General features: G+C 35.6%; 21 protein-coding genes. All 21 read left to right on the top strand.

Features of this window, described 5'->3' with window-relative positions; translation table 11 throughout:
- The first annotated feature begins 42 nt into the window (after positions 1 to 42).
- The 21 genes from mraY (at position 43) to DVJ99_RS06195 (ending at position 23,756) form a co-directional block, all read left to right on the top strand.
- Positions 43 to 1,008 carry a phospho-N-acetylmuramoyl-pentapeptide-transferase gene (gene mraY, locus DVJ99_RS06295; protein WP_114603585.1) on the top strand — a complete coding sequence of 322 codons (966 nt, stop codon included), beginning with the start codon at positions 43 to 45 and terminating at the stop codon, positions 1,006 to 1,008.
- Between the two features lie 3 nt (positions 1,009 to 1,011).
- Positions 1,012 to 2,361 carry a UDP-N-acetylmuramoyl-L-alanine--D-glutamate ligase gene (gene murD, locus DVJ99_RS06290; protein ID WP_114603584.1) on the top strand — a complete coding sequence of 450 codons (1,350 nt, stop codon included), beginning with the start codon at positions 1,012 to 1,014 and terminating at the stop codon, positions 2,359 to 2,361.
- Between the two features lie 15 nt (positions 2,362 to 2,376).
- Entirely contained in the window at positions 2,377 to 3,306 is a 930-nt protein-coding gene (locus DVJ99_RS06285) for a cell division protein FtsQ/DivIB (RefSeq protein WP_114603583.1), read from the top strand.
- A 102-nt stretch (positions 3,307 to 3,408) separates the two neighbouring features.
- Complete coding sequence (gene ftsA / locus DVJ99_RS06280) at positions 3,409 to 4,827, top strand: cell division protein FtsA (protein ID WP_105993876.1); 1,419 nt, start codon at positions 3,409 to 3,411, stop codon at positions 4,825 to 4,827.
- A gap of 29 nt (positions 4,828 to 4,856) precedes the next feature.
- Complete coding sequence (gene ftsZ / locus DVJ99_RS06275) at positions 4,857 to 6,023, top strand: cell division protein FtsZ (RefSeq protein ID WP_114603582.1); 1,167 nt, start codon at positions 4,857 to 4,859, stop codon at positions 6,021 to 6,023.
- 224 nt (positions 6,024 to 6,247) lie between these two features.
- On the top strand, positions 6,248 to 7,036 hold the full coding sequence (gene pgeF, locus DVJ99_RS06270; RefSeq protein ID WP_114603581.1) for a peptidoglycan editing factor PgeF: 789 nt from the start codon (positions 6,248 to 6,250) through the stop codon (positions 7,034 to 7,036).
- Between the two features lie 18 nt (positions 7,037 to 7,054).
- A complete protein-coding gene (locus DVJ99_RS06265; RefSeq protein ID WP_114603580.1) occupies positions 7,055 to 7,729 on the top strand; it encodes a YggS family pyridoxal phosphate-dependent enzyme in 675 nt (224 codons plus the stop codon).
- Positions 7,730 to 7,734: 5 nt separating this feature from the next.
- On the top strand, positions 7,735 to 8,343 hold the full coding sequence (locus DVJ99_RS06260; RefSeq protein ID WP_105993880.1) for a cell division protein SepF: 609 nt from the start codon (positions 7,735 to 7,737) through the stop codon (positions 8,341 to 8,343).
- Positions 8,344 to 8,354: 11 nt separating this feature from the next.
- Positions 8,355 to 8,648: a YggT family protein gene (locus DVJ99_RS06255; RefSeq protein ID WP_105993881.1), complete on the top strand. Its 294-nt coding sequence runs from the start codon at positions 8,355 to 8,357 to the stop codon at positions 8,646 to 8,648.
- 124 nt (positions 8,649 to 8,772) lie between these two features.
- Positions 8,773 to 9,498, top strand: a complete 726-nt coding sequence (locus DVJ99_RS06250; protein ID WP_105993882.1) for a YlmH family RNA-binding protein — start codon at positions 8,773 to 8,775, stop codon at positions 9,496 to 9,498.
- Between the two features lie 26 nt (positions 9,499 to 9,524).
- Positions 9,525 to 10,142, top strand: coding sequence for a DivIVA domain-containing protein (locus DVJ99_RS06245; protein WP_114603579.1), 618 nt, complete (start codon positions 9,525 to 9,527; stop codon positions 10,140 to 10,142).
- A gap of 234 nt (positions 10,143 to 10,376) precedes the next feature.
- On the top strand, positions 10,377 to 13,124 hold the full coding sequence (gene ileS / locus DVJ99_RS06240) for an isoleucine--tRNA ligase (RefSeq protein ID WP_114603578.1): 2,748 nt from the start codon (positions 10,377 to 10,379) through the stop codon (positions 13,122 to 13,124).
- 202 nt (positions 13,125 to 13,326) lie between these two features.
- Complete coding sequence (locus DVJ99_RS06235; protein ID WP_240430816.1) at positions 13,327 to 14,121, top strand: VOC family protein; 795 nt, start codon at positions 13,327 to 13,329, stop codon at positions 14,119 to 14,121.
- A 6-nt stretch (positions 14,122 to 14,127) separates the two neighbouring features.
- Positions 14,128 to 14,613 carry a CHAP domain-containing protein gene (locus DVJ99_RS06230; RefSeq protein WP_114603576.1) on the top strand — a complete coding sequence of 162 codons (486 nt, stop codon included), beginning with the start codon at positions 14,128 to 14,130 and terminating at the stop codon, positions 14,611 to 14,613.
- Between the two features lie 116 nt (positions 14,614 to 14,729).
- Positions 14,730 to 15,212 carry a signal peptidase II gene (lspA, locus tag DVJ99_RS06225; protein WP_114603575.1) on the top strand — a complete coding sequence of 161 codons (483 nt, stop codon included), beginning with the start codon at positions 14,730 to 14,732 and terminating at the stop codon, positions 15,210 to 15,212.
- 12 nt (positions 15,213 to 15,224) lie between these two features.
- On the top strand, positions 15,225 to 16,142 hold the full coding sequence (locus DVJ99_RS06220; RefSeq protein ID WP_114603574.1) for an RluA family pseudouridine synthase: 918 nt from the start codon (positions 15,225 to 15,227) through the stop codon (positions 16,140 to 16,142).
- Between the two features lie 154 nt (positions 16,143 to 16,296).
- A complete protein-coding gene (locus DVJ99_RS06215; RefSeq protein ID WP_114603573.1) occupies positions 16,297 to 17,259 on the top strand; it encodes an exonuclease domain-containing protein in 963 nt (320 codons plus the stop codon).
- A gap of 411 nt (positions 17,260 to 17,670) precedes the next feature.
- Complete coding sequence (gene cas9, locus DVJ99_RS06210) at positions 17,671 to 21,705, top strand: type II CRISPR RNA-guided endonuclease Cas9 (protein ID WP_114603572.1); 4,035 nt, start codon at positions 17,671 to 17,673, stop codon at positions 21,703 to 21,705.
- Complete coding sequence (cas1, locus tag DVJ99_RS06205) at positions 21,695 to 22,570, top strand: type II CRISPR-associated endonuclease Cas1 (RefSeq protein ID WP_114603571.1); 876 nt, start codon at positions 21,695 to 21,697, stop codon at positions 22,568 to 22,570. The genes cas9 and cas1 overlap by 11 nt, the downstream gene beginning before the upstream one ends.
- A 47-nt stretch (positions 22,571 to 22,617) precedes the next feature.
- On the top strand, positions 22,618 to 22,911 hold the full coding sequence (gene cas2 / locus DVJ99_RS06200; protein ID WP_240430815.1) for a CRISPR-associated endonuclease Cas2: 294 nt from the start codon (positions 22,618 to 22,620) through the stop codon (positions 22,909 to 22,911).
- A complete protein-coding gene (locus tag DVJ99_RS06195) occupies positions 22,908 to 23,756 on the top strand; it encodes a hypothetical protein (protein ID WP_114603569.1) in 849 nt (282 codons plus the stop codon). Before cas2 ends, DVJ99_RS06195 begins: the two co-directional genes overlap by 4 nt.
- The last annotated feature ends 198 nt before the right edge of the window (positions 23,757 to 23,954 follow it).

Below are 23,954 nucleotides of genomic sequence, written 5' to 3'. Positions count from 1 at the left end.
TTTACATAAGTGTTTAAAATTATATATAACAAGGAGATAACTATGGTTTATGTTTTAGCAATCGTTGCATTATTAATCACAGCAGTATTAGTGCCGATTTTGATTCCAACACTGAAGAGAATGAAGTTCGGCCAAAGTATTCGAGAAGAAGGGCCGAAAAGCCACATGAAAAAGACAGGCACACCGACAATGGGCGGCCTGACTTTCTTAATCAGTATTATTGTCACTACGATTATTGCGATCATCTTTTCAAATAACCCTAACCCATTCATCTTATTGTTATTTGTGACAGTAGGATTCGGATTAATCGGGTTCATTGATGATTATATTATTGTCGTTAAGAAGAATAACCAAGGATTGACAAGCAAACAAAAATTCTTGGCGCAAATTGCGATTGCGGTTATTTTCTTTATCTTAAGTGATACATTCAATATGATTCATTTTGCGACAGGCATCCACATTCCGTTTACGACAGTGCATATTCCATTGTCAGTCGCTTATGTCATCTTTATCGTATTCTGGCAAGTCGGTTTCTCTAACGCTGTGAACTTAACAGATGGTTTAGACGGATTGGCAACCGGCTTATCTATCATCGCATTTGCGATGTATGCGATTATGAGCTTTATGCTGGGCGACCATGCTGTGGGTACGTTTTGTATCATTATGGTCTTTGCGTTATTAGGTTTCTTATTCTATAACGTCAACCCGGCCAAAACATTCATGGGTGATACAGGCAGCTTGGCATTAGGCGGTATTATCGCAACAGTGTCGATTATGCTGAATGCGGAAATCTCATTACTGTTTATCGGTTTTGTGTTTGTTGCTGAAACATTATCTGTTATTTTGCAAGTAGCATCATTCAAATTAACCGGAAAACGTATCTTTAAAATGAGTCCGCTGCATCACCACTTTGAATTAAGCGGATGGAATGAATGGAAAGTTGTTACTGTATTCTGGACAGTAGGCCTCATTACAGGTTTGATAGGATTATGGATTGGAGTGCATTGATAAATGCTTAAATACAAAGGATTAGAAGGAAAAAATGTTTTAGTAGTTGGCTTAGCGAAAAGCGGTTATGAAGCAGCTAAATTATTACATCATCTAGGTGCAGATGTTACTGTGAATGATGGCGGCGACCTTTCCAAAGATCCGCACGCAAATGATTTAGAGAAAATGGGATTAACAGTTATCGGCGGTCACCATCCGCTCTCATTGCTTGATAATCATCCTATTATCGTGAAGAACCCGGGGATTCCATATACTGTGCCTTTAATTGAAGAAGCAGAAAAACGCGGTTTAACGATTTTAACTGAAGTTGAATTAAGCTACTTAGTTTCAGAAGCACCGATTATTGCGGTGACTGGTACGAACGGTAAAACAACCACAACATCCTTGATTGGAGACATGTTTGACAACAGCAGAATCAAGGGGCTGTTATCAGGCAACATCGGTTATGTAGCATCTAAAGTGGCACAAGAAGCACACCCTGATGATTACTTGATTACAGAGTTGTCATCTTTCCAATTATTAGGTATTGATACGTATCGTCCGCATATTGCGATTATTACTAATATCTATTCAGCACACCTTGATTATCATGGTTCGCTGGAAGAATACCGCAATGCAAAACGCCGTATCTATAAAAATCAAACAGAAGATGATTATTTGATTTGCAACTACAGTCAGCGTCATTTGATTGAAACAGAAGATTTAAAAGCTAAAACCTATTACTTCTCAACCAATCAAGAAGTTGACGGTATTTACATCAAAGACGGCTATATCATGTTGAATGGTTTACGTCTCATTCATAAAGATGATATTGTGCTCCCTGGCGAGCATAACCTTGAAAATATCTTAGCTGCAGTCTTAGCAGCTGTACTTGCAGGTGTACCGGTAGATGCGATTAATCATACATTAACTACATTCTCTGGTATCAAACACCGTCTGCAATATATCGGTTCTAACAAAACGAACAAATATTACAACGACTCTAAAGCAACGAATACGTTAGCAACACAATTTGCCTTGAATTCATTTGATCAGCCGATTGTGTGGTTATGCGGCGGCTTAGACAGAGGCAACGGCTTCGATGAGCTGATTCCTTACATGAAGAATGTAAGAGTGATGCTGACATTCGGCGAAACACAAGATAAGTTAACAAAACTCGGCGAAAGTCAAGGCAAGTATGTGATTCGTGCGACCGATGTGAAAGATGCTGTTAACAAAGTACAAGAGGTCATCGAACCTAATGATGTAGTCTTGCTTTCACCGGCATGTGCCAGCTGGGATCAATACAATACTTTTGAAGAACGCGGCGATGTCTTTATCGACAGCTTCCGTTCGCATCTGCCTTCGAAGTAGGGGTGTGATGTATTAATGACGGATAAAGTTCGTAAAATCGATTCTGAGTACCTCAAGGAAAAGCGTCGAAAAAGAAGAGAAAGACAACGGCGTATCCAATTGTCGATCTTCGGTACGCTCATCGCACTGATTATTTTAATTGTGTTGTATATGTTTACGCCGATCAGTAATATTGACCGTGTAGATATTAAAGGTAATCATTATCTTTCTGATAAAGAGGTTAAGAACGCTTTGAATTTAAAGAAGGATACTAAAATCTACATGTTCGGCAAAGGCAAGGCTGTCGATAAGATGAAACAAAATCCTTTTGTAAAAGATGTTCAAATCAACAGAAAACTGCCGAACAACTTAGAAGTGCAAGTCAAAGAGTATCAGTTAGTCGGTTTGCTTGAAGAAAAAGGGAAGTTTCATCCCATCCTTTCAAATGATCATATTTTAAAAGATTATAAAGGGAAACTGCCGAATGATGCACCTGTGGTTTCAGGCTTTAATGCTTCTAACCGCGAGAAAATCATTCAAGCTTTATCAGAAATGCCGAAAAATATTCGTCAAGCAATCTCTGAAGTCGAATACGCAGATGATAAGGAAAGCCGCAATAAAGTCAGATTGTATATGAAAGATGATATTCAAGTTATCGGCAATATGAATACAATTGCGAATAAAATGAAGTATTATCCGGATATGGCAAGTGCGTTAGACAGAGATGCATCCGGAGAACTGAAAAAATCAGGTTACATTGATTTATCAGTCGGCGCATCATTTATTCCTTATCAAGATGGTTCATCAACGTCTTCAGACAGCAGTATGAAACTTAAAGAAGGCACAGCGATGGAAGATAAAGCGAAAGACGAATTACAAGCAACATTGAACAAAATTAATGATCAAACAAACGATGACAAGTCAAAGAATGATAAGTCAAAGAAAGAAAGTAGTACAAATAATTAAAAAAGTCTTGAATATCATGTGTTTATAGTTCACAACCATAGAAACGTATTGTAAACTAACTATAGTGTATTTTTTAAAGAAATTGTCAGGAGGTGCCTATCTATGGAGGAACATTACTATGTAAGTGTAGATATTGGTTCATCTAGTGTAAAAACAATAGTAGGCGAAAAATTTCATAATGGAATTAATGTGATAGGTACAGGACAAACCTATACTAGCGGAATTAAAAACGGCTTAATCGATGATTTTGATTTAGCTAAACAAGCTGTTAAAGATACAATTAAGAAAGCTTCAATCGCATCTGGCGTTGACATTAAAGAAGTCTTCTTGAAATTGCCGATTGTCGCTACTGAAGTTTTTGATGAAACCAATGAAATTGAATTTTATGAAGATACAGAAGTAAAAGGAACACATATTGAAACAGTATTAGAAGGCATCAGAGACAAAAATGATGTTGAAGAAACTGAAGTTGTGGATACATTCCCAATTCGTTTCATCGTTGATAACGACAATGAAGTTTCTGATCCTAAAGAATTGATTGCAAGACACTCTTTAAGAGTGGAAGCAGGCGTCATTGCCATTCAAAAATCAATTCTAGTCAACTTGATTAAATGTGTGGAAGCGTGCGGTGTAGATGTATTAGATGTTTATTCTGATGCATACAACTACGGATCAATCCTTACACCGACTGAGAAAGAACTTGGCGCATGTGTGATTGACATTGGTCAAGACTTGACACAAGTGGCGTTCTACGAACGCGGCGACTTAGTGGATGCGGATTCAATTGAAATGGGCGGACGCGACATCACAGACGATGTTGCACAAGGTCTGAACACTTCATTTGATACTGCAGAGAAAGTCAAACATCAATACGGTCACGCTTTCTACAATTCAGCATCAGACCAAGATGTTTTCACAGTAGAACAAATCGATAGCGAAGAGGATGCACAATTTACACAAAAAGATTTAGCAGATATTATTGAAGCACGTGTAGAGGAAATCTTCTTCAATGTCTTCGACTTATTGCAAGAACTCGGTTTAACAAAAGTAAACGGCGGATTTGTTGTAACAGGCGGTTCAGCCAACTTATTAGGTGTTCGTGAATTACTGCAAGATATGGTTAATGAGAAGGTTAGAATACATACACCTTCGCAAATGGGAATCAGAAAACCTGAATTCTCTTCAGCAATTTCAACGATTTCCAGCAGTATCGCTTTTGATGAATTATTAGATTATGTTACAATTAGTAATCATGATAATGAAGAATTTGAAGAAGAAGTCATAGAGTCGAACCCTAAAGAGTATACTGAAAAATCAAGCGGTTTCGACTGGTTCAAGAAGAAACAAAACAAGCCGTCTCATGACGAGCCTGTTGCTGAAGAACCGACTGAAGGGGATGAAACGGTTTCTGAACCGAAAGAAACACATCCTAAGCAAGATAGTGATTATAACTCAGACCAATCTCATGAGAAACAAGAAGAGAGCAAATTTAAAAAATTATTGAAATCTCTATTTGATTGATTGCCCATTAAAACTAGGAGGAAATTTAAATGTTAGAATTTGAACAAGGATTTAATCATTTAGCGACTTTAAAAGTCATTGGTGTTGGCGGCGGTGGTAACAACGCTGTAAACCGAATGATTGACCACGGAATGAACAATGTTGAATTTATTTCAATCAACACTGACGGTCAAGCATTAAACTTATCTAAAGCTGAGTCCAGAATCCAAATCGGTGAAAAGTTAACACGCGGTTTAGGTGCTGGCGCGAACCCTGAAATCGGTAAAAAAGCTGCCGAAGAATCACGTGAGCAAATTGAAGATGCAATTCAAGGCGCTGACATGGTATTCGTAACTGCTGGTATGGGTGGCGGTACTGGTACAGGTGCTGCACCGGTTGTTGCTAAAATCGCAAAAGAAATGGGTGCTTTAACAGTAGGTGTTGTAACACGCCCATTCAGTTTCGAAGGACGCAAACGTCAAACACAAGCTGCTGCAGGGGTAGAATCAATGAAAGCAGCTGTGGATACATTAATCGTAATTCCAAACGATCGCTTATTAGACATCGTTGACAAATCAACGCCAATGATGGAAGCATTCAAAGAAGCAGATAACGTATTACGCCAAGGTGTACAAGGTATCTCTGACTTAATCGCTGTTTCAGGTGAAGTAAACCTTGACTTTGCAGACGTAAAAACAATTATGTCTAACCAAGGTTCAGCGTTAATGGGTATCGGTGTTTCTTCTGGTGAAAACCGTGCAGTTGAAGCAGCTAAAAAAGCTATTTCATCTCCATTGCTTGAAACATCAATCGTTGGTGCACAAGGTGTCCTAATGAACATTACAGGCGGAGAATCATTATCTTTATTCGAAGCACAAGAAGCTGCAGACATCGTTCAAGATGCGGCTGATGAAGATGTAAACATGATCTTCGGTACAGTAATCAACCCTGAATTACAAGATGAAATCGTGGTAACAGTGATTGCGACTGGTTTCGAAGACAAACCAGCAACACATGCACGCAAACAATCTAATACAGGTTTCGGATCAAGCGCAAGCAGTGCGGGAACTTCAAATGACGAAGGAATCGGACATGCGCCAAGATCTCATAGTTCTGAATCAACAAGCGAATCAAGAACACACACTACTAAAGAAGATGATATTCCAAGTTTCATCAGAAACAGAGAAGAAAGACGTTCAAGAAGAACTAGACGTTAATATCTTTCTATAGAGTTTGCATTGAGCAATCAACCATAGTATCACGCAAGATTAGATGCAACAGGTCATCGAGTGGTCTAGTGAGAACAATAATCTAAAGTGTCATCAGATCGGATGGATCTGGTGACACTTTTTATATATTTGAATTTTGAGTGTGTAAGTCTTACTATTAAGTTGATAAGGTACGTAAGTATAGCATCTATTAATAAACAGGAGAGATAGTTATGCCAGAGAAATTTACGAAGCAACCACATTACTTAGAACATACTGACGCAAAGTCAGATCAAATTACATTGGGATTTACGACAAGAGAAGATGGACAGAGTCCATATCCCAGCAATGCTTTTAATATGGCATTATATATCGACGACAAGGCTGAAAATGTACATGCGCATCAGCAGACACTTGCACAAGCCATCGGCTTTGACAGAAAGCAATGGGTCTTCCCGATACAAACGCATGGCAATCATGTCGTTGAAGTGACAACAAAAGATGCGAATACGAACATTGATACATTAACAGATGCTCTGCACGGTGTAGATGGGCTTTATACGTATGATTCAAACTTGCTGCTGACAATGTGTTATGCAGATTGTGTGCCAGTTTATTTTTACAGCACAAAGCATCATTTTATCGGTCTTGCTCATGCAGGATGGAAAGGGACTGTCGGACGTATTTCTGAGGAAATACTTAAACAAATTGATTTTGATTTAGCAGACTTGAAAGTAGTCATCGGTCCTGCAACTTCGAACAGTTATGAAATCAATGATGATATCAAAGCACAGTTTGAAGCACTGCCTGTGGATGCAAGTGCGTTTATAGAAACACGCGGAAGCGATCGACACGGAATTGATTTAAAAGAGGCCAATCGCCGATTATTAATTCAAGCAGGTGTACCTGAAGCAAATATTGATGTGACAGAATATGCGACATCTGAAAACTTAGACTTATTCTTTTCATATAGGGTAGAGAAGAGTAAGACTGGCCGGATGTTAGCATTTATTGGACAGTAGAAGTAAGGAGTAATTGAAATGAATGTGAAACAAAATCTAGAACAAATCAACGACCATATTACAAAAAGTTTGGAAAAAGCAAATCGTACTGCCAGACCTAACGTGATTGCTGTAACAAAATATGTTACAATAGAGCGAGCTAAAGAAGCATATGATGCCGGTATCAGACACTTCGGCGAGAACCGTTTAGAAGGTTTCCAAGAGAAGCATGAAGCTTTGCCGAATGACGCTGTTATGCACTTTATCGGCACTTTGCAATCACGTAAAGTGAAAGAAGTTATCGATGACATCGACTATCTGCACGCATTAGATCGCAAAAGCTTAGCGAAAGAGATCAATAAACGTGCATCACATGTTGTGAAATGTTTTGTTCAAGTGAATGTTTCAGAAGAAGAAAGCAAACATGGTCTTGCATTAGAAGAAGTGGATGCTTTCATCGAATTGCTAGAACAATATGAAAACATTAAAGTCGTAGGTCTGATGACAATGGCACCTTATACTGATGACGAATCAGAAATCAGAGGCATTTTTGAAAAACTTAGAAATAAACGCGATGAAATCAAAGCAAAAAACTTAGACTATGCGCCGTGCACTGAATTATCTATGGGCATGAGCAATGATTATGAAATTGCTGCAGAAGAGGGCGCAACTTTTGTACGAATCGGTACTAAATTAGTAGGAAAAGAGGAGTGAGCCACTTGGCTTTAAAAGACCTATTTAGCAATTTTTTTGTGATAGAAGAGGAAGAAGAAGTTGCTGATCACCAGCAGCAAAACAGAAACAGAGTACAAGCTGAACCAGAGCCTGAGCCGCAACCAGAACAACCTTCTCAAAGTCAGCATACATCACCGCAACAAAACAATAATTACTATAATGAAAGACAGCGTGCAATTAAGACTGTCCCGAAACGTCAAACGCAAGGTAAAAGATTGCAGTCGTCTTCCAATGAAAGGAAGTATCATATGGCTAATCAAACATCCAATGATTCTGCTAGAAATGTCGTGAATATGAACGCAGCGAACTTGCATGAAAGTTCAAAAATGTGTTTATTCGAGCCGCGCGTGTTCTCAGATACGCAAGATATTGCGGATGAGTTGAAAAACAGACGTGCCACACTTGTGAACTTGCAGCGTATTGATAACGTATCCGCAAAAAGAATTATCGATTTCTTAAGCGGTACAGTTTATGCAATCGGCGGGGATATTCAACGTGTAGGTAATGATATCTTCTTATGTACACCGGATAATGTAGAAGTTGCCGGCAGTATTACAGAAGACTTAGACACGTCAGAATTTGATTATGAATGAGGTAAACGTCTATGAGTTTAGTTGGATTTTTAAGTCTTGTATTTAGTGTGATAGAGATATTGCTTACGGTATATTATTGGGGTATGATTATCTACTTCTTTATGTCATGGATTCCAAATGCACAAGGTTCAGCCTTCGGCAGATTCCTGCATAAAATCTACGAACCGTTTTTAGCACCGTTTCGTAAAATCATACCGCCGATCGGTATGATTGATATTTCAAGTATCGCAGCAATTTTTGTCCTTATTTTCTTCCAAAAAGGACTTCATGCTATATTCGTGTTGATTTTACAACAATTAGCTTAATATCATTTCTAAAAAGGTACGCCAAGCTTCAAACGACTAGGCTTACCTTTTTTATTTTGTAAAGAGGTGAATAGACATAGATATCTATCAGCATTTCAGAAGAGAAGAACAACCGATAATTACCATGTTAATCGATAAAGTACAACAAGCCGAGCGCAACTATGCGCCGGTACTGACGCATTTCCTAGATCCGCGCGCACAATATATTTTAGAGGTTATTGTAGGCAGTTATGATGACCTGCATGTCACCTTTAATGGCGGGCAGCCTTCAAGCGAACGAAAACGTGCTGTGATTGCACCAGATTATTTCACACCGGCAGAGGAAGATTTTGAGCTGGTGCTGCTTGATTTAGAATATCCAGAAAAGTTTGCGACAATCGATCACCGCAATGTGTTAGGGACGTTGATGTCTTTAAGTATTGAAAGAGATCAATTGGGCGATATTATTGTAGGCGATAAAATTCAGTTTATTTTGACAAAGAATATTAAATCGTATATAATGTTGGAATTAAAGCGAATCAAGGGTGTTCCGGTCAAACTGCATGAAGTTCCACTAGAAGATATGATACAATCAAAAGAGAATTGGACTTTACATCAAGCTACTGTCAGTGCAATGCGTTTAGATGTTGTACTGAAGGAAATGATTCGTAAATCACGTTCAATTGCGAAACAATATATTGAAAAGAAACGTATCAAAGTGAATCATACAATTATTGAACGTCCAGATTTCCAACTTGAACCTGGAGATTTGCTGTCGATACAAGGACATGGCCGTGCGAGAGTGACTGAAATCGGTCATAAAACAAAGAAAGACAAACTGCGCATAGTATATGAAACTTTATTCAAATAGTGTATGATTAAGGAGGACAATATAAGATGTCTTTTACACCGAACGAAATTAAAAACAAAGAATTTTCAAAAACTAAGAATGGCCTGGAACCAACAGAAGTCGCTGATTATTTAAGCCAGCTTAGCCAAGAAATTGAACATTTAAAAGAACAAAAGAAACAATTGGAAACAGTTGTTGAAGAAAAAGAAAACAACTTAAAAGCTTACAAAGAAGTACAACAATCTGTAAGCGATGCTTTAGTACAAGCACAAACTGCAAGCCAAGAAACAAAAGCAGCAGCAACGAAAGAAGCTGAAGCGATTGTATCAAAAGCAAAAGCTGAAGCAGATCGTATTGTAAACGATGGTGTGGAAAAAGCAAGAAGACTTTCATTCCAAACAGAAGATATGAAACGTCAATCTAAAATTTTCCGTTCTCGTTTCCGTATGCTGGTTGAAGCTCAGTTGGATTTATTGAAGAATGATGATTGGGATTATTTATTAAACTATGACTTGGATGCACAACAAGTGACAGAAGAAAACTTCCAGCATCTGCATCAAAATGATGTAACTGAACAAGAAAAGCAGCAAGCACAAGCACAAAAAGCTGAAGCGCAAGAAGGCAGCGAACCTGTACAAGAAGCGAAAGATAAAGAAAATAAATAACAAACAAAGTCATGAGACAGACGCGTAAGAATTAAGTCGCATATTAACATAACAGCGAGTTAGGGATGGTGTGAGCCTAATATATGTTTAATTCTTATATCACTGTCTTATTCAACATTATATTAGTAAGAATTAAGAGAACTCTAAGTTGAGTTAATCAGGGTGGTACCGCGGTTGTTCGTCCCTGTTAATTGAACTTAGAGTTCTTTTTTATATTTTAAGGAGTGAAAATTAATGAACTACAAAGACACGCTACTAATGCCGAAAACAGACTTCCCAATGCGAGGGGGATTACCTAAGAAAGAACCAGAAATCCAAAAACAATGGGACGAACAAGATTTATATCACAAAATCTTAGAGAAAAACAAGGGAAATGAAACTTATATTTTACATGACGGACCGCCATATGCGAATGGTAACTTGCACATGGGTCATGCCTTAAATAAAATTTTAAAAGACTTCATTGTACGTTATAAATCAATGCAAGGTTATTATTCACCATATGTTCCTGGTTGGGATACACATGGTTTGCCGATTGAACAAGCATTAACAAAAAAAGGTGTTAAACGTAAAGAAATGCCTGTTTCTGAATTCCGTGAATTATGTAAGGAATTCGCTTTAGAACAAATCGAACTTCAAAAGAAAGACTTCAAACGTTTAGGTGTGAATGGCGACTTTAACGATCCATACATCACTTTAAAACCTGAATATGAAGCTGCACAAATCCGTTTATTCGGTGAAATGGCAGATAAAGGTTTAATTTACAAAGGTAAAAAACCAGTTTACTGGTCACCTTCAAGTGAATCTTCATTAGCTGAAGCAGAAATCGAATATCATGATAAACGTTCACCATCTATCTACGTTGCTTTTGACGTAAAAGAGGGCAAAGGCGTTGTAGATGAAGATGCGAAATTCATCATCTGGACTACTACTCCTTGGACATTACCTTCAAACGTTGCGATCACTGTACACCCTGACTTGAAATACGGTCAATATAATGTGAACGGTGAAAAATACGTTGTCGGTGCAGACTTAGTTGAAGAAGTTGCAAAAGAACTAGGCTGGGATAAAGATGCCATTGAATTAGAAAAAACATTCACTGGTAAAGAATTAGAATATGTGGAAACACAACATCCGTTTATCGATCGTGTTTCTTTAGTTATCAATGGCTTGCACGTAACAACTGACGCTGGTACAGGTTGTGTTCATACTGCTCCTGGACACGGGGAAGATGACTATATCGTAGGTCAAAAATACGGCTTGCCTGTAATCAGTCCTTTAGATGATAAAGGGGTCTTCACTGAAGAAGGCGGACAATTCGAAGGTATGTTCTATGACAAAGCCAACAAAGCAGTTACTGACTTGCTTAAAGAAAATGGTTCATTATTGAAATTACAATTCATCACACATAGTTATCCGCATGACTGGCGTACGAAAAAACCTGTTATCTTCCGTGCGACTCCGCAATGGTTCGCATCTATCAGTAAAGTACGTCAAGATATCTTAGATGCTATCGAAGATACACACTTCAAAGTAGATTGGGGTAAAACACGTATCTATAACATGATCCGCGACCGCGGTGAATGGGTAATTTCACGTCAACGTGTATGGGGTGTGCCATTACCAGTATTCTACGCAGAAAACGGCGACATCATCATGGACAAAGAAATCATCTACCATATCGCAGACTTATTTGAAAAATATGGTTCAAATGTATGGTTCGACCGTGACGCAAAAGATTTATTGCCTGAAGGTTACACACATCCAAGCAGCCCGAACGGCGAATTCACAAAAGAAGAAGATATCATGGACGTATGGTTCGACTCAGGTTCATCACACCGCGGTGTATTAGAAACACGTCCGGAATTATCATTCCCAGCTGACCTTTACTTAGAAGGCAGTGACCAATACCGCGGCTGGTTCAACTCTTCTATCACAACTGCAGTTGCGACACGCGGCCAATCACCTTATAAATTCTTATTATCTCACGGTTTCGTAATGGACGGAGAAGGTAAGAAAATGAGTAAATCATTAGGCAACGTTATCGTTCCTGATCAAATCGTTAAACAAAAAGGTGCAGATATCGCACGTCTATGGGTAAGCAGTGTAGACTACTTAGCAGACGTTCGTATCTCAGATGAAATCTTAAAACAAACAGCAGATGTTTACCGTAAAATCCGTAACACATTACGTTTCATGTTAGGTAACGTCAATGACTTCAATCCGAATACAGATGCATTGCCTGAATCTGAATTATTAGAAGTCGACCGTTATTTATTGAATCGTTTACGCGAATTCACAGCAAACATCATTAAACATTATGATAACTTCGACTACTTAAACATCTATCAAGAAGTTCAAAACTTCATCAACGTTGAGTTAAGTAACTTCTACTTAGATTATGGTAAAGATATCTTGTACATCGAAAAACAAGATTCACCTAAACGCCGCAGCATGCAGACGGTGTTATACCAAATTTTAGTCGACATGACAAAATTATTAGCACCAATCTTAGCGCATACTGCTGAAGAAGTTTGGTCTTATATCCCTCATGTTGAAGAAGAAAGTGTACACTTAGCTAACATGCCGAAAGTTGTTGAACCAGACGCAGAATTACTAGAAAAATGGAATGGCTTCATGAAATTACGCGACGATGTCAACCGTGCTTTAGAAAGTGCACGTAACGACAAAGTTATCGGTAAATCATTAGAAGCTAAAGTGATCATCGGAAACAATGAACACTTTGATGCGAAAGCCTTCTTAAAAGACTTCGAAAACTTGCATCAATTATTCATCGTGTCTCAAGTTGAAGTTGAGGACAAAGTTGAAGATGGTACTGAATACTATCACGGCGACATCAAAGTCGTACACGCTGATGGTGAAAAATGTGAAAGATGCTGGAACTACAGCACTGAACTTGGTTCAGCAAATGGTCTAGATCATCTTTGCCCACGCTGCCAAGGCGTTGTAGCTTCACTTTAATAGTGGAGGCATTAATTAAATAGTACTTGCAGTACACACTTTAAAAGCGCTCTGTTAATTCAGAGTGCTTTTTTGGTGCGTACAACTTTTTTTACAAGCGATTTTTTGAGCCAATCATAAGTAATTCAGTTTAAAACTCGTTATAATGGAGATTACCCTTATTGAACGTCAATTTGAAAATAGACAGAAAGGAGCGGCGAAATTGAGTCAATATCGAGTGAAAAATTACGTCAACGGTGTGACCTTGAATGTCAGAGATAAAGAAGCGTTAAAATCTTTCTATGAAGACCTTTTAGGTTTTAATGTGATGAATGAGACGTATACTTCTATACAATATGAAGTAGGAGATTCTGGTCACCGTATTACATTGCGCCAATTAGATCATGGGAGAGAACCGTTAGTGTCTGAAGCAGGACTATTCCATATCGGTATTCGTTTAGGTTCGCATTCCGAATTAGCGGATTTAATGGCGCATCTTACAGAAAATAATATTGTGCTGAACGGGGCAGAACATGATGTCAGTACTTCACTATACTTCAGCGATCCAGAAGGCAACGGCTTTGAATTTTATGCGGATGCGCCAGAAGAAACGTGGGAATTTGATAAAGAAAATCGTGTAATTATGGATACACGTCATTTATATGCATCTAAATTAATGAATCTGCGCAGCAAGCAAGGTTGGCAAGGTATGCCGTCAGACAGTCAAATCGGGAATGTTCATTTGAAGACGGTACGCTTATCTGAAGTCAAAGACTATTATTTAAAACACTTTGGTTTAGAAGAATCGTCTTATGTTAATAAAACTTCATTGTTTATGTCTACAGGCGGTTATCATCATAACTTGGCAGTCAATCATTGGATGTCGAGCATGCAGCGGATGGAAAGTGATGATACCTATGGCTTGGCACTGGTAGATTATCATTATCCAGCTAGTACACATAAATGGCTGAAAGGACCAGACGGCATAGAATTTCGATTTAATTATCTAGGAGTTTGATAACGATTGAAGAAACTAATCTCAGCAGGTGCACTGCTGGTTGTACTTGGAGGTGCTGCTTATGTGGCAGTTGACCATCAAGACGACATTGAACACTATATCGAACAAATGAAACCTGACCCAATGGCCTTCAATCCTTATGATAAAGGGCAATGTACAGATTATGTCTTTGAAAAAGTAAAAAAAGACGGCAATATGATTGGCAAAAGCTGGGGCGATGCGAAGTATTGGGCTGATAAAGCTGAAGCAGATGACTATCAAGTGAACCAGCAGCCGAAAGTTAAGTCATTAATGCAGTCGCCTAGAGGAGAACAAGGGCATGTGGCTTATATAGAAGCCATTCACGACAATGGTGCATTATATGTGACTGAAATGAATTACGAGGCACCGCACAAAATTACTTCACGTACGATTCAACCTGAACGCGTTCAAGATTATCATTATATTCATCCGAAAAAGAATCCGAAAGTACAAGATACTAAAGATGTTTAATTGATAATTTTAGTATCTGTTCTACTGGCAATTTGTTATAATATACAATGTTGTTAAGAAGAAGTGTGAAGCAAAGATAAGCGCGTGTTTTTATCGGATGCTTCAAGGAGGAAGACATGAGAAAACCATATTTTATCAGTATCTCATTATTCGTAACACTTGCGATACTGATTTTAGACCAAGTAACCAAAGCATTTATTTCTAAAACTATGTCAGTGGGAGATTCTTATTCGGTAATTCCCGGCTTTTTAAATATTACATCACATCGCAATACAGGTGCTGCTTGGGGAATCTTAAGCGGCAAAATGAGTTTCTTTTTTATTGTGACTATTATTGTCTTAGGTCTGTTAATCTTTTTCTACATTAAAGAAGCGAAAGGCAATTTCTGGATGCAAGTTGCGATCAGCTTATTATTTGCGGGCGCATTAGGCAACTTTATTGATCGTATGAGAAATGGTGAAGTCGTGGACTTCATTGATACGTATATATTCGGTTATGATTTCCCAATCTTTAATGTCGCAGATGCTAGTTTGACAGTAGGTGTAATTTTAATATTAATCTTGATAATCTTTGATTCGAAGAAAAGTAAAGTGAAGTAAAGGAGTGTTGAAATGACTCAATTTCATTATCAAATAACAGAAGATGAACATGTTGGTCAGCGTATAGATAAATTCTTGCCTGAACAGAACTCAGATTGGTCACGCAGCCAAATCCAAGACTGGATTAAAGAAGATTTAGTGCGTGTGAATAATAAAGTGGTGAAAGCCAATTATAAATTAAGAAAAAATGATGCATTAGAAGTGACTGAGAAGGAAACAGTTGAAGCGGATATCAAACCGGAAAACTTAGACCTTGATATCTATTATGAAGATGAAGACGTTGCGATTGTGTATAAACCTAAAGGTATGGTGGTTCATCCATCACCCGGTCATTATACAGGTACATTAGTAAACGGCTTAATGTATCAAATTAAAGATTTAAGCGGTATTAACGGTGAAATCAGACCTGGTATCGTACACCGTATCGATAAAGACACATCTGGTTTATTGATGGTTGCGAAAAATGATGTGGCTCACCGCGGCCTTGTCGAACAATTAATGGATAAAACCGTAACACGTAAATATACTGCGCTTGTTCACGGCAATATCCCGCATGATTACGGTACAATCGACGCACCGATCGGCCGAAACAAAATCGACCGCCAAGCGATGGCAGTCGTCGATGACGGCAAAGATGCGGTTACACACTTTAATGTGTTAGAACACTTTAACAATTACACATTAGTAGAATGCGAACTTGAAACAGGACGTACCCACCAAATTCGTGTACACATGAAATACATCGGTTACCCATTAGTCGGCGACCCTAAATACGGACCAAAGAAAACAATGGATATCGGCGGACAAGCCTTACATGCAGGTGTCATCGGCTTCATACACCCAGTTACTGGTGAATACATCGAACGAAAAGCACCTCTTCCAGATTACTTTGAGGAAATACTTGAAGATATTCGTAAGAGAGAAGCGTAAATAAGCACAAACTCAATATCTAATATTAAAATCCCTTGAGATGAATGAAATTCGTTTCAAGGGATTTTTGAGTAAAGTTAGAATGTTTTAAAATTTTTTCTAGCCAAATTACAATTGTTAATTTAAATTAGATATAAAGAAAGGGGACTGATTTATGTTTGAGATTTCAATAGATGGTATATATAAAAGTAAAAAAATACAGAGAGAAAAAGGGAAGAACTTATTAGAATTCCCTAGCGAGTATGTTGTTATTGACATTGAAACGACAGGGCTTGACGCAAAGTATGATTCAATTATAGAAGTAGCTGGCATAAAATATACAAATGGGATTGAGAAAGCAAGATTTCATGAACTAATTAACCCACAACATTCTTTAGACAGTTTTATTTCTGAATTAACAGGTATAACGAATGAAATGCTTAAGGATGCACGTTTTGAAAACGAAGTAGTGGTTGACTTTTATAATTTTATTGGTAATTCTACGGTAGTAGCCCATAATGCTCATTTTGATATCAATTTTATATACGATAGTTTACTAAGAAATCACGATATTAAGTTTGGTAATGATTTCATTGATACATTGAGATTATCTAGAAGATTACTACCTCAATTAAAACATCATAAACTAAAAGATGTGGTTGAATATTTTAATTATGAATATAACACTACCCATAGAGCTATGTTTGATGTGGAGTTGACTTCCAAAGTTTTTGAGAGTCTTAAAGAAGCAACTATTATAAAATACGGGACAGTTCAAAACTTTATAGATTTTTGTAAGAAATCATCAAATTTAAATGCAAATGATATTGTCGGGAATACAGACAAACATCAAGTTGACAATTTACTTTATGAAAAAGTCTGTGTATTGACTGGAAAGTTAGAACACATGACAAGGAAAGAAGCAATGCAAATAATAGCGGATATCGGTGGTATTAATGCAAATGGTGTTACTAAAAAAACGAATTATCTAATATTGGGTAATTTTGATTATAATTCTAATCTAAAGGGTGATAAATCTTCAAAATTGAAAAAAGCAGAAAAATATATTTTAGAAGGTCAAGATTTACAAATCTTATCAGAGAATGTATTTTATGATCTAATCAATATGAAGGTATAAAGTTCATAAAAGGTTAGGTCCCCCAATAATCTGTAGCTTTTTAGGAATGGAAGAATCCATTCCTTTTATTTTTCAATGTTCATTGATTTATGAGTCCTATGATAATTATCCAATCACATTAAGATAGCGTTGTTTGGGTGGTATTTAAGACGAATGATTGCCCAGTGCTTTTGTATATTATGAAATAAAAGAATATAGAATATAACAATGAAATGATAAAAAAGCATAAAAAAAGAGTCTTGCTGACACAGCAAGACGTTAGCATTTAAGCTACATTTTCGCTTTAAGCTTGTTTTAACTTATTTATGATCTTTTAGAATGAAGTAAACTTCTTTTTAAGAATAACATATTACTTTCTAAATTGAAACAATTTTGAGATAATTGCATTAATAAAACTATACAGGTGATAAGATGAAGAAAACAAACCCGTACATTCTTAGTTTAGACATTGGAACTGCAAGTATTGGATATGCTTGTATGGACTTGGATTTTAATATTCTAAAACACCATGATAAAGATGCAATCGGTGTTTTTATATTTGAAGCTGCTGAAACTGCAGCTGAAAGAAGAGGATTCAGAAATGCAAGAAGACGCAATAACAGAAGGATTAAACGATTAGGTTTATTGCAAGAAGCAGTCGCACCGCTCGTAAAAAACCCTGATTTTTATCAATTATTAAACGTACATAAATGGAAAAATTCGAATGAGGATTTTAAGCACCGCAGTTTATCAGAAGTGATGAAGTCATTAGGTAAAAATCCAAAAGAACACCCTACAATTTATCATTTACAACAAGCTATACAAAAACAACCTGAAAAGAAATTTGAACCGGAATTAATTTTCTTAGCACTTTACCACTTAGTCAAATATCGTGGCCACTTTTTATTTAACAACTTAAATTTTAATCAAGGAAAAACAGTGGATAATGAAGTACAACTATCAGAATTGTTAACCTTGTATCAGAATATCAATCCTTACGAAAATGTGATTGCTAATAATGATGTTAGAGTGATTGTTGATACGCTGAAAGATCAGCAATTAACTAGAAAAGATAAACTGAATTATTTAAAGAAGAATGTTTCAAAAGCTCATGCTGAATTGTTCAAAATGCTTCTTGGATTGAAATTTAAACAAAGTAATCTATTTGAAAAAATGGAAAACACTGATGAAATTAAAGATACTACTACTGGTAGTGATTCAATTTCATTATCTGAGGATTATTATGAAAATCTTTCTGAATTTTTATCAGATGAACAGTTGAATTTTATAGAAGCTGCAAACACTTTTAATATGGGAGTTGTATTAGATAGAATTCTAAAGGGTGCTGCAAGTATATCAGCTGCAAAGAGAAGAGATTATGATACATTTAAAGATCAGTTGAAACTTATTAAAGATATAGTTTACAACCATAAGCAAGATAAATATCATGAGTTTTTCGTTACAAGCAAAGAAGATATGAGAGCTTACAATGAGAAACCTGATGCAGCAGCATTTGGTAAACTTTCTAGGTTTGATCAATATTTAATTCATCCTAAGGATCAGTATGAAAAATTGATGAAAGATTTAAAAAAATTGGTGCCAAAAGAATATGATGAAGTATTAAATTCAATAGATGAGCACAAGTTTTTAGTTATTCAAAATACGACTGATAATGCGAGTATACCGTATCAAAATAATGTGTTTGAAGCGGAAAATATTCTTAGAAATCAGCAAAAGTATTATACTGAAATCACTGACGAGATGATAGAAAAAGTCATTACATTAATTTCCTTTAGAATTCCTTACTACGTAGGTCCGCTTGCTCGAAAAAATGGACAATCAGATTTTGCTTGGATGATTCGAAAATCGGATGATAAAGTTTTACCTTGGAATTTTGGAAAAGTTGTTGATAAATCTCAAAGTGCTGAAAAGTTCATTCGACGTATGACAAGTAAATGTACGTATTTATTAGAAGAGGATGTATTACCGAAACAAAGTTTGTTATATCAAGAAATGGAAGTATTAAATGAGCTTAATAATGTTCAACTCAGAGGGGAAAATGAACCGAAAAATAGAATTCATAGATTAGACCCTAAAGTAAAACAATTTATTTATCAAAAGCTCTTTAAAAATAAAAAGAATGTATCTCATAAAGATTTAATCACCTTACTTGAAAACTCAGAATTCAGAAATACACTCACTAAAAAGAATGGACAAACCATTAAAGTGTTCGGTACCCAAAACGAGTCGAAATTTGCGTCTAAACTTTCTACTTATAATGACATGAAAGCAATTTTTGGTTCTGTTGAGGATAACCGTAATATGATTGAGGAATTAGTGCTGTGGATTACCATTTTTGAAGACAAAGCGATATTAAAAGAAAAAATTGAAGAAAAATATAAAAACGTGACAGATGAGCAAATTAACCGAATTTTGAAGCTGAACTATTCTGGCTGGGGCAAATTAAGTGAAAAGTTATTAACTAAGGAAGTAAATGGTCAATCTGTGATTGATTTAATGTATAGAACCGAAAATAATTTTATGGAAATCATTACAGATAAATCTTTAGGGTTTGATCAATTTATTAAGAACAGCAATAAGGTAAAAAACGCGAAAATATCTTATAAGGATGTTGCAGATTTAAGAACTTCTCCAGCACTTAAAAAAGGTATATGGAATGCGATAAAAATGGTGAGAGAAATCACTAGTATTTTTGGGGAGCCGGAAAAAATCGTTATTGAATTTGCGACTGAAGATCAAGAAAAAGGAAAACGTCAAAAATCTAGAAGTGAACTTTGGGATGATCTTGTTAAAAAGCATAATTTGAAAAGAAATAAAGAATTCAGTGCGTTATTTGAAGAACTTAAGGCTTTTCCTGAATTAGACTTTTCTAACCCAAAGCTGTGGCTCTATATCCATCAAAATGGTAAGTGTATGTATACTAAAGAGTCTATAGACTTGGAAAGATTGCTTTCTGATACAAATGACAGACTTTATGAAATCGATCATATTTTACCTAGAACATTTGTAAAAGATGACAGTATCAATAATAAGGTGCTTGTGAAACAGGATGCCAATCAAAGAAAATCCGGGGATAAAATGCCGCTTGAATTCGTTGATAGTAGAAAGCTAGTACCATTTTGGAGATTACTACATGAAAACGACTTAATCAGCAGTAGTAAATTGTCTAGATTAATGAAAAAGGAATTTAATGATTTAGACAAAGAAGGGTTCATTCAAAGACAACTTGTTGAAACAAGACAAATCATTTCTCATGTCAGTGACTTTTTAACAGAGGAATATCCATCAACAACAGTAGTACCTATGAAAGCGAATATTGTTTCTGAACTCAGACGCAAGTTTGATATACCTAAAATCCGCCAGCTCAATGATTGGCATCATGCGGTAGATGCTTATCTAAATGGTTTTGTTTATCAAGCAGCACGGGTCTTTTATCCAAATGTTAACTTATTTGAATTTAACTTCAAGTGGGAAAAAGTACGTGAAAAATGGAAACAATTAGGTGATTTTAATAAGAATAATAAAAAAAGAGAATTTTTCTTGTTTAAGCGTATGGAAACTTATGTGAATGAAAATGGTGAAGGTATGATTTCAAAATTGCTTTTTGATTTGGATAACTTTAAGTTCAATTATTCTAGAAAAGTAGAAAGTGCAGAAAGCGCCTTCTACAAACAAAGCGCTTTTTCACCTAAAATTTCGACACCACTGTACGAGTCAAATAAAAACAAGACAGCTGTTTATAAAGAAATGAAAAACAAACGAGGCATTGTAGTAAGCTACGCTCACGTTAAAAAAGGTGAAATAATTGTAGACTATGGCGTCTTTAACGAAACTGTGTTTGATTATGTTAACAGTGCTGATAAAGATATGAATGAGCGTGCCTTAAATATTGTTCGAAAAACATATCCAAAACTTGATGTGAAAGATGCACAGTATTTATTCAGTTTGAATAAAGGAGATGCCATTTATTTAAACAATCATCCGTTTTTATATGTTTCAGCAAAAGAACGTATTAATGGTAAGCAGTTAGAACTGGATATTTCTATGCAAAGAAAATTAAAAGAAGCATTGAGTCCATTTAATAAAATGACTGAGCAAGAAAAAGTGGAGTTTTATAACCAGTTTGCTGAAAAAGTTATAAAGGAATTTTCACAAAGTTTTGGAGTGAAATCTAGAGAGGATAAAATCGATTTAATAATTAATCAATTTAGTGAAACTGATAAATCTAAAGAATCACTTATACAGTGTATTCTTGAAGTGTTGAAAATGACAAAAGTATCAGCAGATAGATCTTCAAAGTTAAAAATAAGATGGGGAAGTCAAACTCCTAAAACGTTATTAGAACCTGATAAAGAAGCTAAAATAAAATATACGTCAATAACAGGCTTAAAATCTACTAAGCCGAAATCTATCTTTAAACTTGCGGAGTCCAAAAATGAGCTTTAGGACTGTAATTATCACTAAAGAGTCTAAGTTGTCATTAAGGATGAACCATTTGATTGTAAATGCAGATGAGCTTTATAAGATTCCATTACAAGAAATCTTATGTGTAGTAATTGAAAACCCGAGTGTTTCAATTACGGGACATTTATTAAATGCTTTATCACAAAATAAAATCATCACCTTATTATGTGATAAGAAACACTTGCCAAATTCGTTTGTGGTGCCAATATATGGGCATCACAAGCAATCTAGGCATATTACTAAACAAATGAACTGGAAGCCAGAATTTAAAGAGGTTTTATGGCAAAGAATTATTAAAAATAAAATAACAAATCAGAAACAAGTTGTTAAATGTTTTTATCGTAATCTGGACACAGGATTTTTGGATAACTGTATTCGTGATACGAAGTTGAATGATAGTACAAACAGAGAAGGTTTAGCAGCGAAGTATTATTTTAATATAATTTTAGATTCAGGTGTATCTAGAAATTCTGAAGAATATGTCAATGCTGGCTTGGATTATGGTTATCAAGTTTTATTAGCAGTCTTTGTAAGAACAATTGTAGCTAAAGGATATTTAAGTGAGCTTGGCATAAAACATAAAAATGAATTCAATCCTTACAATCTAGCATCTGATTTTATGGAAGTTTTTAGGCCGTTAGTAGATTTTCTAGTAATACAAAATGTCCATAAGCAGTTTGAAAAAGAGGAAAAAAGAGCTATTTTAAGTATGTTTGATATGAAAGTTAAATTGAATCGTAAGAACTATTATCTGGTTAATGCGATTGAAATATATTTAGACGGTATATTTAAATATTTAGATTCTGGAGATGAAGCCTTTATTAAAATGCCTGTTTTTGAATTTTAACTTAGGTTTCTGAAAGGAGCAGTATGAGATTCTTGAGACTGTTTATTATGTTTGATCTACCAGTTGAGACCTCCAAAGAACGAAGAGAGTATAGGCAATTTTTGAAATTTCTTTTAAATGAAGGCTATGTAAGAAGTCAATATTCGATTTATTGCAAACTGATTTTAAATAGAGGGACATTAAATCATCAAATTGGTAAACTTAAGCAGCACTTACCGACAAATGGAATTGTACAAACCTTGATTGTAACTGAAAAACAATTTTCAGATATGGCTTATTTAATAGGTGAACCAAGAACAAAATATGATGTTAACACTACAGAAAGAATGCTTGAATTATGAAACTTGCAGGAGAGTTTAATAAGCCGATAAATCTGCACAAGCAAATGTTAAATGTAATCTCTTTTCAACTAACCAACCATGTGAATCATTTTACTGAAGCCTTAATTAACTATAGTATTTCTAAAGCAAAGAATTTTGATGGAAGTGTAAGGCTTATAACTAATGATTATTCGACAATTACTCCGTCAAAATTAAACATAATAATGGTTCCTTGCGGAGAGTTGAACATATTTCAAAGTAAAGTATTTAAAGATGCATTATTGAGTAAATTTGAGCAACAAATATATAACGATTTAAACACTAATATGTTATATAATGATGTTGAGTCAAGCATTGAGAAGTTATTAATTTCTTTAGAGATTACAGATGATAATTATCAAGTGGACTTTCAAAACTTTAATATTGTTCTGAAAAAGTTATTGGGCATGTTTAAACCTGATTTTCACAATAACTTAGAAGACTTATGTGCTCTAGAACAAAGACAATTGTTTATAGACACATTGGTTTCTAACGAAAAAGAAAATATTATTATATTACTGTTCCCAGAATGTCAATTGGGATTACAAGATATGAAGTTATTTGCAAATCAAATAAGAAAATTAAATATGTATACGATTATCGTTACCAACCATCCTTATTTTATTGTTGAATCAGATAATCTATCACTGATTAAATCGAATGGTGAAGCGGTAGATTTAAACCAAATACATGAAGAATTGTATTTATTTAAAGGTGATGAAGACATCGAAAATATAGACACAACGGTCAAAATGATTGCGTATCATGAATTTAGTCAACACCCGTATTTAGACGATGATTTCTTTTTGAAATTTGTTAATAAATAAGTTTTCACTGTCATTATTAAGGTCTCTAAAACCTTGAAACTTCGTTGTTTGAGGTTTTAGAATTATGATGTTTTAGAATTATGATCTTTTAGAATGAAGTGAAACGATATTTCAGTGTTGAAAACAGATAAGTTGTTTTAGAATTATGATCTTTTAGAATGAAGTGAAACACAGATCGTTATGATGCAGTACGTGGTG

Origin of the sequence: Staphylococcus sp. EZ-P03 (assembly GCF_003344575.1) — a bacterium.
Classification (GTDB): Bacteria; Bacillota; Bacilli; order Staphylococcales; family Staphylococcaceae; genus Staphylococcus; species Staphylococcus simulans_B.
The sequence above is the reverse complement of the archived record's forward strand: the minus strand, read 5'-3'. Positions and strand labels throughout refer to the sequence as shown.